The 12,974-nt window shown below is 59.7% G+C and carries 14 protein-coding genes; 7 read left to right on the top strand and 7 right to left on the bottom strand.

Annotated features, from left to right (window positions below; translation table 11 throughout):
* Positions 1–101 precede the first annotated feature (101 nt).
* Positions 102–1,031 carry a zinc ABC transporter substrate-binding protein gene (locus tag OQ460_RS00385; RefSeq protein WP_410019980.1) on the bottom strand — a complete coding sequence of 310 codons (930 nt, stop codon included), beginning with the start codon at positions 1,029–1,031 and terminating at the stop codon, positions 102–104.
* Between the two features lie 58 nt (positions 1,032–1,089).
* Here OQ460_RS00385 and zur point away from each other — a divergent pair, with 58 nt between their 5' ends.
* The 4 genes from zur to OQ460_RS00365 are packed head-to-tail and all read left to right on the top strand — an operon-like array spanning position 1,090 to position 3,895.
* The gene (gene zur, locus OQ460_RS00380) at positions 1,090–1,572 is read left to right on the top strand and encodes a zinc uptake transcriptional repressor Zur (RefSeq protein WP_410019979.1); all 483 of its coding nucleotides are present in this window, start codon (positions 1,090–1,092) and stop codon (positions 1,570–1,572) included.
* A complete protein-coding gene (gene znuC / locus OQ460_RS00375) occupies positions 1,572–2,357 on the top strand; it encodes a zinc ABC transporter ATP-binding protein ZnuC (RefSeq protein ID WP_410019978.1) in 786 nt (261 codons plus the stop codon). The genes zur and znuC overlap by 1 nt, the downstream gene beginning before the upstream one ends.
* Positions 2,350–3,138 (top strand): zinc ABC transporter permease subunit ZnuB, encoded by a 789-nt coding sequence (gene znuB, locus OQ460_RS00370; RefSeq protein ID WP_410019977.1) that lies wholly within the window; start codon positions 2,350–2,352, stop codon positions 3,136–3,138. The genes znuC and znuB overlap by 8 nt, the downstream gene beginning before the upstream one ends.
* Before the next feature lie 37 nt (positions 3,139–3,175).
* Positions 3,176–3,895, top strand: a complete 720-nt coding sequence (locus tag OQ460_RS00365) for a PA5502 family lipoprotein (RefSeq protein ID WP_410019976.1) — start codon at positions 3,176–3,178, stop codon at positions 3,893–3,895.
* Positions 3,896–3,948: 53 nt separating this feature from the next.
* Here the strand turns inward: OQ460_RS00365 and katE are convergent, their stop codons facing one another.
* Positions 3,949–6,090, bottom strand: coding sequence for a catalase HPII (gene katE / locus OQ460_RS00360; protein ID WP_410019975.1), 2,142 nt, complete (start codon positions 6,088–6,090; stop codon positions 3,949–3,951).
* A 267-nt stretch (positions 6,091–6,357) separates the two neighbouring features.
* Between katE and OQ460_RS00355 the strand changes: the two genes are divergently transcribed.
* The 3 genes from OQ460_RS00355 to OQ460_RS00345 are packed head-to-tail and all read left to right on the top strand — an operon-like array spanning position 6,358 to position 8,859.
* Positions 6,358–7,365, top strand: coding sequence for a methionine ABC transporter ATP-binding protein (locus OQ460_RS00355; RefSeq protein WP_410019974.1), 1,008 nt, complete (start codon positions 6,358–6,360; stop codon positions 7,363–7,365).
* On the top strand, positions 7,365–8,039 hold the full coding sequence (locus OQ460_RS00350; RefSeq protein ID WP_410019973.1) for a methionine ABC transporter permease: 675 nt from the start codon (positions 7,365–7,367) through the stop codon (positions 8,037–8,039). The genes OQ460_RS00355 and OQ460_RS00350 overlap by 1 nt, the downstream gene beginning before the upstream one ends.
* Positions 8,040–8,088: 49 nt before the next feature.
* Entirely contained in the window at positions 8,089–8,859 is a 771-nt protein-coding gene (locus OQ460_RS00345) for a MetQ/NlpA family ABC transporter substrate-binding protein (RefSeq protein WP_410019972.1), read from the top strand.
* Between the two features lie 153 nt (positions 8,860–9,012).
* Here the strand turns inward: OQ460_RS00345 and OQ460_RS00340 are convergent, their stop codons facing one another.
* From OQ460_RS00340 to OQ460_RS00320, 5 genes are read right to left on the bottom strand one after another with little or no spacing between them, the layout of a single operon-like run.
* Complete coding sequence (locus OQ460_RS00340) at positions 9,013–9,648, bottom strand: SCO family protein (RefSeq protein ID WP_410019971.1); 636 nt, start codon at positions 9,646–9,648, stop codon at positions 9,013–9,015.
* Positions 9,645–10,544 carry a heme o synthase gene (gene cyoE, locus OQ460_RS00335; protein ID WP_410019970.1) on the bottom strand — a complete coding sequence of 300 codons (900 nt, stop codon included), beginning with the start codon at positions 10,542–10,544 and terminating at the stop codon, positions 9,645–9,647. The genes OQ460_RS00340 and cyoE overlap by 4 nt, the downstream gene beginning before the upstream one ends.
* Positions 10,532–11,611, bottom strand: coding sequence for a COX15/CtaA family protein (locus OQ460_RS00330; RefSeq protein WP_410019969.1), 1,080 nt, complete (start codon positions 11,609–11,611; stop codon positions 10,532–10,534). The genes cyoE and OQ460_RS00330 overlap by 13 nt, the downstream gene beginning before the upstream one ends.
* 10 nt (positions 11,612–11,621) lie before the next feature.
* Positions 11,622–12,215, bottom strand: coding sequence for a hypothetical protein (locus OQ460_RS00325; protein WP_410019968.1), 594 nt, complete (start codon positions 12,213–12,215; stop codon positions 11,622–11,624).
* The gene (locus tag OQ460_RS00320) at positions 12,181–12,921 is read right to left on the bottom strand and encodes an SURF1 family protein (RefSeq protein ID WP_410019967.1); all 741 of its coding nucleotides are present in this window, start codon (positions 12,919–12,921) and stop codon (positions 12,181–12,183) included. Before OQ460_RS00320 ends, OQ460_RS00325 begins: the two co-directional genes overlap by 35 nt.
* Positions 12,922–12,974 lie beyond the last annotated feature (53 nt).

Here is a 12,974-nt window from a genome sequence, read left to right as displayed (position 1 = left end):
AGCGGGCTTGCTCGCGATTGGGGTGTATCAGCAATGAATATGTTGGCTGACGCACCGTCTTCGCGAGCAAACCCGCGCCCACAGGGGGCCTACGTCCCCTGTTACAGAGATTCCAGGCATCCCGCCAGATCATTGCCCAGTTTTTCCAGCAATTGCTCATACCCTTGGGCCGTGGCCGGGGCGTAACCGCCCAGCGCATCCAGTTCCGCCAGTTTCACCGGCAGGCCCGCCACCAACGTCTGCGCCAGGCGCGGGCGCAGCGGCGGCTCGCTGAACACACAACTCTTGCCCACTTCCTGCAAACGCGTACGCATCGCTGCGACGTGCTGGGCGCCTGGTTGCACTTCAGAGGCCACACTGAACACGCCCACGTGCTTGAGCCCGTAGGCCTCTTCAAAATAATCGAAAGCTTCGTGGAACACGAAGTAGGGCTTGCCGGCGATCCCTGCCAGACGCGCCTTCAAGCGCACATCCAAGGCATCCAGACGCGCGTCGAATGCTTGCAGATTGCTCTGGTAGCGTGCCGTGTTGGCCGGATCGGCAGCGCTCAAGTCCGCCGCCATCCTGCTGGCAATCACCCGCGCATTGATCGGCGACAGCCATAAATGCGCATCCAGGCTACCCGGACGATGATCGTGATCATGGTCGTCGGCCTTTTCGCCATGGGAATGGTTATCCTCGGCAAAATGACGAAGTTTCAGGCCGGGAAGGTCCTGCACCGCCACCGTCGGCAATTTACGGCCCGTCAATACACGTGGCAAAAAGCCCTCCATGTCCGGGCCGATCCAATACAGCAACTCCACCGATTGCACACGCCGTACGTCGGAAGGTCGCAGCGCATAGTTGTGAGGTGATGCTCCCGGTGGCAGCAGCACCTCCGGAACCGCGACGCCGTCCTGCACCGCAGCAGCAATCAACTGCAGAGGCTTGATGCTGGTGAGCACCCGAACCTCGGCCTGAGCGGCACCGGTAATTAATAAACTGGTGACAAATACGACAAAAACGGGAAAAAGTCGGGACACGATGAGCACTCAAGGCGACAGGAACGGGTAACATAATAACGTCTCTCACAAAAATCTGTTGCCGCTCATGCCTAAAACACCGCTTGCCAGCCGTCCCCATGACCACTCTCATTGCGTCCACAGCGCGCTGTCAGAGGCCGACGCCCTGTGCGCGCGGCAGGGTCTGCGCCTGACCGCCTTGCGTCGCCGGGTGCTCGAACTGGTCTGGCAAAGCCACAAGCCGCTGGGTGCCTACGACATCCTGGGCGTGCTCAGCGAGCAGGACGGCCGCCGCGCCGCGCCGCCCACGGTATACCGCGCGCTGGACTTCCTGCTGGAAAACGGCCTGGTACATCGCATCGCATCGCTCAATGCCTTTGTCGGCTGCAGCCATCCGGAACATGCGCATCAGGGGCAGTTCCTGATTTGTCGCGACTGTCACGCCGCCATCGAGCTTGAGCAAAAAAGCATCAGCGACGCCATCGTCAAGAGCGCCAGCGACGTCGGCTTCAGGGTTGAAGGGCAAACAGTCGAAGTCGTCGGCATCTGCTCGGGCTGCCAGGGGGCTTGATGAGCACTGCGCTAATTCGCCTGGAGCAGGTCGGTGTCACATTTGCTGGCCAAGCCGTGCTGGACAACATTCACTTGAGCGTCGAGCCGGGGCAGATCGTCACGCTGATCGGCCCCAACGGCGCCGGCAAGACCACCCTGGTACGCGCCGTGCTGGGCTTGCTCAAGCCGGACAGCGGCAGCGTCTGGCGCAAACCCAAGCTGCGGGTCGGCTACATGCCGCAAAAACTGCACGTTGATCCGACTTTGCCGCTGTCGGTACTGCGCTTCCTGCGCCTGGTACCCGGCGTGGACCGCGCCCGCGCGTTGGCAGCACTCAAGGAGGTCGGCGCCGAACAGGTCATCGACAACCCGATACAGGGTATCTCCGGCGGTGAGATGCAGCGCGTGCTGCTGGCCCGCGCCCTGTTGCGCGAACCCCAGTTGCTGGTGCTCGACGAGCCGGTGCAGGGCGTCGACGTTGCCGGCCAAGCCGAGCTGTACAGCCTGATCACTCGCTTGCGCGACCGCCATGGCTGCGGCGTACTGATGGTTTCCCACGACCTGCATCTGGTGATGAGCACCACCGACCAGGTGGTTTGCCTCAACCGCCATGTCTGCTGCTCAGGACACCCCGAACAGGTGAGCGGCGACCCGGCTTTCGTCGAGTTATTCGGCAAGAATGCCCAGAGCCTGGCGGTCTACCACCATCACCATGACCACGCCCACGACCTGCATGGCGCAGTCGTCGACGATCCTGGTACCCCTTCAACCCACGTTCACGGAGATAGCTGCAAGCATGGCTGATTTTCTGCTCTACGCTCTGCTCGCAGGCTTGGCTCTGGCATTGGTCGCGGGCCCTCTGGGCTCGTTCGTAGTCTGGCGGCGCATGGCCTACTTTGGCGACACCTTGTCCCATGCGGCCCTACTCGGCGTGGCCATGGGTTTTTTGCTGGATATCAGCCCGACCATTGCGGTGACCGTTGGCTGCCTGCTTCTTGCTGTGTTGCTGGTCACATTGCAGCAACGCCAGCCACTGGCTTCTGACACATTGCTGGGGATCCTTGCACCCAGCACGCTATCGTTGGGCCTGGTGGTACTGAGCTTCATGCACGAAGTACGGATCGACCTGATGGCGTATCTGTTTGGCGATCTGCTGGCGATCAGCCCCCCCGATCTGGCATGGATTCTCGGCGGTAGCGCTGTGGTGCTGATCCTGCTGGTGGTCCTGTGGCGCCCGCTGCTGGCAATCACAGTCCATGAAGAGTTGGCCACGGTCGAAGGTTTGCCGGTTCCCGCATTGCGTATGGCGCTGATGCTGCTAATTGCGGTGGTGATTGCTGTCGCGATGAAGATTGTCGGCGTATTGTTGATCACCTCGCTGCTGATCATTCCCGCCGCCGCCGCCCAGCGTCATGCTCGCTCTCCGGAACAGATGGCGATCGGAGCCAGCGTGTTGGGGATGCTTGCGGTGTGTGGTGGCTTGGCGTTGTCCTGGTTCAAGGACACCCCGGCCGGGCCGTCGATTGTGGTCGCGGCGGCCACCCTGTTTCTGCTGAGTTTTGTCCTGCCCCGTCGTGGGGTGTAGACTTGCTTGTTTTTTGCGCAATTAGAGAGTCGCAGGAATGAAGCCGTGTACCTCCCGTTATCTGCTCCTTGCCGCATTTTCCCTGCTGCTGGGCGCTTGCCAAAGCACGCCCCCCGTCGCCCCCAAGGCTGCGGATGCACGCGCTGCGGCTATCGCACAGCTGGAACAAAACCTGGCCAGCAGTGAACTGGCCACCGCCGAAGACCAACTTGCCGCCTTGCAGGCCCAATCGCCAGAGGACCCGGCGCTGGAACCCTACCAACGCCAACTGGCCGAAGCTTATTTGCAGCGCAGCCAGATCGTCCTGCAAAAAGGTGATGTCAATGCTGCCGCAACGGCCTTGAGCCGCGCCCGGGCGCTAATGCCCAAGGCGCCTGCATTGACCGGTGGCGTCAACAGCGCCATCGTCAACGCCCGTAAAGCCGAGCTGGATAAAGCCGAAGCCGCGCTGAAAGCTGCAGAAGCAAAGCCTCCAGCCAAGGTCATCGACCCGGCGGCCGAAAGCACCACCGTGGCGCTTAACCTCATCGATATTGCGGAACTTCGCGACCAATTGGACGCGATCGCCACAGATGTGGTGAATTATCAGTGCGATGTCAGCATCCAGGTGCCGCGCACGCAGGATTACCCGTGGCTGGCCACGCTGCTGACCAAACGGGTGAAACGAATTGATGCAGGATACGACCTGAAAATCCACCGACAGATTCTCAAACACATACCGGCGCAGGTCGTACTGATTCCACGCAAGGCAAACTGATACCCAATACTGCAGGAGCGCCGGCCGGCTGCTCCTGCAGTATTGATCGCAGCTTAAGCCGGAATGGCCTTAGCCTTGGGTTCGCGATCCCAGACCCTATGCTGCGCAATTGCTGCAAAGAATGCCTTGAACGCCTTGGCGTCCCCGCCCACGATTAACCCCGCATCTGTTTCCAACTTCAACACATCCAACAATTGCTTGGCCTCACCGGCCAAGGTAATCGCCTTCAGGTGCTTGTAAGCCTCCAGCACGTAGTGCAACGCCACACCGTCACCACTCAACGCCTGCACCGACTTGGCCCCGCCCGGCACAAACACCGCATCGAATGCAATCGACGGCATGCCCTCCATGGACGCATCCACCGGCAGCGTCTTGCCATCGGCAGTGGTCACCGGCGCCGAGGTCGGCCCCAGCAGCTTGGCGTGTGCGCCTTCAGCTTCAAGCGCCCTTTTCAACGCAGAAATAACCGCACCGTCCACGCCATTCGCAGCCAGGATCGCAACTTTACGGGTCTTGATATCGCCGGGCAGCAAGTTGGCCTGACTCAACGCTGGAGAGCGATCGGGCTTGGTCTTGCGCACCGGGACCGTACCTTTGGTGGGCACGGGCAGCCCGAGATTCTGCGCCACGCGCTTGGCCAGCTCCAGGTCGATATTGGCCAGAATCTCGTTGACCTGGCGCGCACGAATAAACTCACGCTCCACCTTGCCCAACTCAAAACTGTAGGCGGCAATAATGTGCTCTTGTTCGTGCGTGCTCATGCTGCGGTAAAACAACCGCGCCTGGGAGAAGTGATCACCGAATGATTCACTGCGCTCACGAATCTTGTGAGCGTCAATGCGCTCTGGATAGGACTCAAAACCACCGTCCTGCGCCGCCGGAGGCGTTTCTTTGGGCCAGCCACTGTCAATAGAGTTTGGCTCGTAAGACGCCCGCCCCTTGTCGATGATGGAGCGATGCATGGCGTCACGCTGGTTGTTATGGAGCGGCGTCACCGGCTGGTTGATTGGCAACTGGTGAAAGTTCGGCCCACCCAGTCGGCTGATCTGCGTATCGGTGTAGGAAAACAGTCGACCTTGCAGCAGCGGGTCATTAGAAAAGTCGATACCCGGCACGATATGCCCCGGACAGAACGCAACCTGCTCGACTTCGGCAAAAAAGTTGTCCGGGTTGCGGTTAAGCACCATCTTGCCCAGCGGGGTGATCGGCACCAGTTCCTCGGGAATCAGCTTGGTAGGGTCAAGAATGTCGAAGTCGAACGCGTGCTCCTTATCTTCAGGAATAACCTGCACGCCCAGTTCCCACTCCGGGTAATCGCCACTCTCGATGGCTTCCCAGAGATCGCGACGATGGTAGTCAGTGTCTTTACCTGCCAGTTTTTGCGCCTCATCCCACACCAGCGAACAGGTGCCTGCGGTCGGGCGCCAGTGGAACTTGACGAAGTTGGACTGACCTTGTGCATTGATCAGGCGGAAGGTATGCACGCCAAACCCCTGCATGCTCCGTAGGCTTTTTGGAATTGCCCGGTCAGACATAGCCCAAATCACCATGTGCGCCGATTCCGGCTGCAGCGAAACAAAATCCCAGAATGTATCGTGAGCTGAGCCGCCGGTAGGAATCTCGTTGTGTGGCTCAGGTTTTACGGCATGCACGAAGTCAGGAAACTTGATCGCATCCTGAATGAAAAACACCGGCATGTTATTGCCCACTAGGTCGAAGTTGCCTTCTTCTGTGAAGAACTTCACAGCAAAACCGCGCACATCGCGCACGGTATCACCCGAACCACGAGGGCCCTGTACTGTGGAAAAGCGCACAAAGACCGGGGTTTTATGCCCAGGGTCACGCAGAAAACCGGCCTTGGTCAGTTCCGCGTGATTTTCGTAGCTCTGGAAATATCCATGGGCGCCGGTCCCCCGGGCATGGACGATGCGCTCCGGGATCCGCTCATGGTCAAAGTGCGTGATCTTTTCGCGCATGATGAAGTCTTCCAGCAGCGAAGGGCCGCGGGATCCGACTTTTAATGTGTTCTGGTTATCGGCGATTTTTACGCCCTGATTGGTACGCAACGCCTGGCCGGTGGCGTCGGAGCGGTATTTTTCCAAGCTTTGCAGCTTGGCGCTGGTGTTGCCACGGTCCAGGGTGTCGGTGCCTGCCAATTCACTCTTGGACGGGGACACAGGTTTTTTAGTACTCATCAGACAAAAACTCCTCGTTTGCGTTGGCCAAGGCGGTCCCCGGCTCCGTTCGAGCAAAACCCCAGGCACGGCACCTGGGGAATCGAGTTGCTTAAGTAATGACTGGTGCGGTTTTGCACCGTTCCTTTTTTATGACCTTTGATCGCGTTATTGCCAAAACGCTGGTTGAATACGAAATAAATGCTAAGAAACGCTATACGGACAGGCTAAAATGCGCGCCCGGCTAACCGCTGATCCCTTTTCAATGCGCCCCACAAGGTTCGCTACGTGATCGAGTTTCATAACGTCCATAAAACCTACCGGGTCGCCGGTAAGGATATACCCGCCCTGCATCCCACCAGCCTGCAGGTCGAGAACGGCCAGGTGTTCGGCCTGATTGGCCATTCGGGTGCAGGAAAAAGTACCCTGCTGCGCCTGATCAATCGCCTTGAAGAACCCACTGGCGGCCAGATCAAGGTCGATGGTGAAGAAGTCACCGCCCTGGATGCCAACGGCCTGCGCCGCTTCCGCCAGCAAGTCGGGATGATTTTCCAGCATTTCAACCTGCTGGCCTCCAAGACTGTCGCCGACAACGTGGCATTGCCGCTGAAATTGGCAGGCGAGTTGTCCCGTCGCGAAGTCGATGAACGCGTAGCCGAATTGCTCGCCCGCGTCGGCCTGTCCGATCACGCCAAGAAGTACCCGGCGCAGCTTTCAGGCGGCCAGAAACAGCGTGTCGGTATCGCCCGCGCCCTGGCCACCAAGCCAAAAATCCTGCTGTGCGACGAGGCCACCAGCGCCCTTGACCCGCAGACCACTGCTTCGGTCCTGCAACTGCTGGCCGAGATCAACCGTGAGTTGAAACTGACCATCGTACTGATCACCCATGAAATGGACGTGATCCGACGGGTGTGTGACCAGGTGGCAGTAATGGATGCTGGCGTGATCGTCGAGCAAGGCAGCGTGGCCGACGTATTCCTGCACCCCAAGCACCCGACCACCAAGCGCTTCGTGCAAGAATCCGAGCAGGTCGATGAAGGCGAGCAGCGCAATGACTTCGCGCATGTGCCAGGACGCATCGTGCGCCTGACCTTCCAGGGCGATGCGACCTACGCACCATTGCTGGGTACCGTCGCTCGCGAAACAGGCGTGGACTACAGCATCCTGGCCGGTCGCATCGACCACATCAAAGACACTCCCTACGGGCAACTGACCCTGGCCATTACCGGCGGTGACATGGAGGCGGCTTTCGCTCGCTTCACCGCGGCCGATGTCCACATGGAGATCCTGCGTTAATGGACGGTTTACTGCACTACTTCGACCAGGTTGACTGGGCCGACATCTGGCTTGCCACCGGCGACACCATGTTGATGCTCAGCACTTCGCTGTTCTTCACTGTACTGATCGGCCTGCCGTTGGGCGTGCTGCTGTTTCTGTGCAGCCCCCGGCAATTGCTCGAACAGAAAGCCACCTATTCGGTACTGGCCTTCGTGGTGAACGCGATACGCTCCTTGCCATTCATTATCCTGCTGATCGTGATGATCCCCACCACAGTCTTTCTGACGGGGACGTCCCTGGGCGTAGCCGGGGCGATTCCACCGTTGGTGGTCGGTGCCTCGACGTTCTTTGCACGATTGGTGGAAACCGCTCTGCGTGAAGTGGACCGCGGCATCATCGAGGCAACGCAAGCGATGGGGGCGACCACCCGGCAAATCATTGTCAAGGCGTTGCTGCCCGAGGCTCGCCCCGGCATCATCGCGGCGATCACCGTCACCGCCATTGCCTTGGTGGGCTATACCGCCATGGCGGGCGTGGTGGGTGCCGGCGGCTTGGGTGACCTGGCGATTCGCTACGGTTATCAGCGTTTTCAGGACGACGTAATGGTTGTCACTGTGGTGATGCTGATTGTGCTGGTGCAAATTTTGCAAACCGTCGGCGACAAGCTGGTGGCGCATTTTTCTCGAAAATAACGGCCATTGCCGGCATAACGTCGGCCTGCCCGAACAAGGAGCTTGTTGGATGAAAAAACTACTGGTTGCTTTCGCCGCCGTTGCCGCATTTTCCGCGCACGCCGAGACCCTTACGGTCGCTGCCACACCGGTGCCGCACGCTGAAATCCTTGAGTTCGTCAAGCCAGCGCTGGCCAAGGAAGGCCTGGATCTACAGGTCAAGGTCTTCACCGACTACGTCCAACCGAACGTACAAGTGGCCGAAAAACGCCTGGATGCCAACTTCTTCCAACACCAGCCGTACCTGGATGAATTCAACAAAGCCAAGGGCACTCACCTGGTGAGCGTTGCCGGCGTGCATCTGGAGCCCCTGGGTGCCTATTCCAGCAAATACAAAACCCTGGCCGAACTGCCAAGCGGTGCCAACGTGGTGATTCCGAACGACGCCACCAACGGCGGCCGTGCGCTGCTGCTGCTGGCCAAGAATGGCGTCATCACCTTGAAGAACCCGACCGATATCCTGTCGACCATCAAGGACATCACCGCCAACCCGAAAAACCTGAAATTCCGTGAACTGGAAGCCGCCACCTTGCCGCGCGTTCTGACCCAGGTCGACTTGGCGCTGATCAATACCAACTACGCCCTGGAAGCCAAGCTGGACCCTTCCAAGGACGCACTGGCGATCGAAGGCAGTGACTCGCCTTACGTCAACATCCTGGTGACCCGCGAGGACAACAAGGATTCGGACGCCGTGAAGAAACTGGTTGCAGCCCTGCACACGCCTGAAGTGAAAAAATTCATCGAAGAGAAGTACAAAGGCGCAGTCAAGCCGGCGTTCTGATCGATCTCCAAGCTGACCGCAGATCAAAATGTGGGAGCGGGCTTGCTCGCGATTGTGGTGTATCAGACACGCATAAGGTGACTGACACGCCGTCATCGCGAGCAAGCCCGCTCCCACATTTGTTTTGTGGTGCAGGCAAGATACCCGCTCGGCTTAGTTACGCTGCAATAACCCCGGTAACTGCGCTACCAACTTCTGGTTGTTCAATGGCGCGCGGATAAACCCGCGCTGCGTGCCGTCCGGACCGATCAGCGCCAGGTTGCCGCTATGGTCGACGGTGTAGTTCGGCTTGCTGGTATCCGCCGGAATGAACGGGATACTCACCGCATTCGAGACCTTCTGCACATCCTCCACGTTCGCGCCGGTCAGGCCCGAAAACTGTGGGTCGAAGTAGCCCAGGTACTGCTTGAGTTGTGTCGGCGTATCGCGATGTGGGTCAACGCTGACCAGGATCACCTGCAACTTATCCACAACGTCCTTGGGCAGCTCAGTCTTGATCTGCCGCAACTGGGCGAGGGTGGTCGGACAGATGTCCGGGCAGAAGGTGTAGCCAAAGAACAGCACGCTCCACTTGCCTTTCAACTCGTCGACCACCACGGGCTGGCCGTCCTGATTAGTCATGGTCACAGGCGGTAACTGACGGCTTTGCGGCAGCAGGATAATGCCCGCGTCGATCAACGCCGTTGGATCACCTTGCCCCTTGCCGGACAGTACTTTGTTGACAGTCAGGCCCATGACCAACGCCACAAGAGCCACCAGGATAAAGACAGTTTTTTGAGTTCGAGTCATAGGTTCAACAATAAGTAGTGATCTACGAGCAGGGCAATAAACAACAGGAACAAGTACCAGATAGAGTACTTGAAGGTGTTGATCGCCGCGTGCGGCCGACTGCCACGGTACAGCACCCAGGCCCATTGCAGAAAGCGTGCACCCAGAACCAGTGCACATCCCAGGTATAACAACCCGCTCATATGGATGACATAGGGCATCAAGCTCACGGCCAATAGTGCAAAGGTGTACAGCAGGATATGCACCTTGGTGTAGTGCTCACCGTGGGTCACCGGCAGCATCGGAATGTCGGCCTTGGCGTATTCCTCCTTGCGATGAATCGCCAGGGCCCAGAAGTGCGGCGGGGTCCAGGCGAAGATGATCAGCACCAGCAGCAGTGGCTCCGCGCTGACATGACCGGTCACCGCGACCCAACCCAGCAACGGTGGCGCCGCTCCCGCAAGACCGCCGATCACGATGTTCTGCGGCGTCGCACGCTTGAGAAAGCCCGTGTAGATCACTGCGTAGCCCAGCAGCGAGGCCAGCGTCAGCCACGCCGCCAAGGGATTGGTGAACGCCAGCAACAAAGCCAATCCAGCTACCGCCAGCGCCAGCGCAAAGGTCAGCGCTGCGGCTGGCGATACACGACCTTCCGCCAGTGGCCGTTTGTGCGTACGCGCCATCAGCGCATCGATGCGCCGATCCACCACATGATTGACCGCCGCCGCGCCGCCGGCACACAGCGCAATCCCCAGGTTACCGAAGATCAACACCGTCCATGGCACGCCAGCCCGAGTGGCGAGAAACATGCCCACCAGGGACGTGATCAGCATCAGCACCACGACTTTGGGCTTGGTCAACTCCAGGTAATCCCGCCAGATTGCCCGACTGTGATGCGCCTCGGTCAAGGTCGCCATGGCATCTCTCCTTTAAGGGTAATAAGGCCCGATACCTGTTTGCGCGGGCTGAAGCGCCAACCGAACGGCACTTGATGTCGGACCCGGACCAGGCTGGTGCGGGCGTGATAATTGACCAGCACAAGGGTCAGCAACAGCGCTGCACCGCCTGCGTTATGCGCGACCGCCACCGGCAGCGGCAAATGGAAATACACATTGCTCAGCCCCAGGGCGATTTGCGCAGCCAGCGCGATCAGCAACAGGCCGGCCAAGCGCGTCATGCCCACAGCCTTGAGCTGCCAGGCCAGCCCCAACAAAACCCCGGTCACCACCAGCGCTCCCACGCGATGGGTCAGATGAATCGCCGTGCGGGCCTCGCTGTCCAGTTGCCCACCGAGATAATTGGGCCCGATATGCTGGGTCAGGTGAAAGCCATTGGCAAAATCTGCCGCCGGCCACCACTGGCCATGACAGGTGGGCAAGTCGATACAGGCCACTGCCGCATAGTTGGAACTGACCCATCCGCCGAGGGCGACCTGTCCGATGACCAGCACCAACCCGGCAGTCGCCCAGTACTGCAGGCGCCGGGGGACGATCAACGCCGGCAATACACCCGACAGGCGTAGCGTCAGCAAAAACAGCAGGCTTAACGTGGCAAAGCCGCCTAACAGATGCCCGGTGACCACTTGCGGCCAGAGCTTGAGCGTTACCGTCCACATCCCAAAGATCGCTTGGGCAAACACCACTGCCAGCAGAAATAATGGCAGCTTCAACGGCTGCCCCGGATGACGTCGATGGGTCCAGGCGCGTGCGGCCAGCAGGGCAATCAACAACCCCAGCGCGCCTGCCGCATAACGGTGAATCATCTCGTTCCAGCCCTTGTCGGCCTCCACCGGCGCCTCCGGGAAATGCAGTTCGGCATGGGCCAATTGCGCCTCGCTCTTGGGCACGCTGATAAAGCCGTAGCAGCCCGGCCAGTCCGGGCAACCGAGGCCGGCATGGGTCAGGCGAGTGTAGGCACCCAGCAACACCACAATCAGCGCCAGCAGGGTGGCAAACAACGCGAGGCGAAATCCAGGTTTGGCCATGACGATGCCCTTATCCGATATTCGACAGTTTCAGCAGATGGCGCAGGTCGTTAAGTAGGTCCTTGCCCTTGACCCGAGCGTCGTAGCGCAATACCAGATTGCCGTGGGGATCGACGATCCACAGTTGCGCATCCCCCGGCGCTGCTGCGCCTTGATTGAAGGTCGCGAGCTCCAATGGGTAGCGTTGTAATTGTGGATATTCGGTTTTCAACCTGGCCTCGTATTCGGCACTGACCGGCTGCACAGTGGCCAAGGCATGACTGGCGCGGGAGGCATCCCGGCCCAGGCCGATCTGCAATTGGCGGGCGAGGTACACCAGTTGCTGGCATTCGCCAGCGCAGGCAGTGGGCGCGGTGACCAAAAGTTGCCAGCGACCTTCGTCCGCCTGCACGCCAATATCGGCGCGGGTCTGGCCGTTGCCAATCATTTGGCCGTGATAGCTGCGGCCGTCCGGCACCCAGAACTGCAACTTGTACATATAGGTGGCCAGCACCATCGGACCGACGACCATCAGTACGATCAGAATCAATTGCCAGCGCCCCTTGCGCCGGTCTGGTGCTGCGGATGTGTCAGACATGTTGGGTGGATTCATGGCCGCTCCCATGGTGCTTCTCCCTTGCGTTGTGCCATCCGAGATAGAGGTAAAGGCCCAATAGCGCCAACGCCATGGCGAACCACTGCACGGCATACCCCAAGTGTTTTTCCGGCCCCATGGCCACTACTGGCCAATTGGTTTGGTACATTGCCGGGCCGGCTTCGGCCCGCAGCTCATATGAGAATCCGTCGCGCCCCAACTCCGCCCACAATGCCCCAGGATGCAGAGCAGTCAGCAATCGTGGCCAGGGCGTGCGGGCAGGGTCAGCGTGTAATTGAAAAGTCTCGCCGGGGGCTACATACACCCATGCCTCGAGACTCAGCGGCCGCGCCGGTGTGGTGAACGCGGGCGGTGTACGCCGGTCCGGCCAAGGCAGCCAGCCGCGATTGAGCCACAGCCAAAGGCCGCTGGCCTGATCATGAAAAGGTTGCAGTAACTCCACGCCTGCCTTGCCATCGCGCATGCGATTATCCAACAGCACGCTATGCTCGGCATCGAACTGGCCCTGTAGAAGCACCCGGCGAAAGGCCGGATCCGCCGTGCCATTCAGATGCTCAAGGCTCACCGGTTCCGCCGCCCGGCGCTCGGCGTAGTTTGCCAGCAGCACCTGTTTTTCCTGGCCACGAGACAACTGCCAGAACCCGAGGCTCACCATCAGTGGCAACAGCACAAACACCACCAGTGTCGGTGCAATCCCGGGACGAAAACGTTTCATGGCATTGCCACAGGGGTTGATAGTGCGCTGGCTATACTGAATCTCATTGCCCG

The organism is Pseudomonas imrae (assembly GCF_046352735.2).
GTDB lineage: Bacteria > Pseudomonadota > Gammaproteobacteria > Pseudomonadales > Pseudomonadaceae > Aquipseudomonas > Aquipseudomonas imrae.
This window is presented reverse-complemented; position numbering and strand designations above follow the sequence as displayed.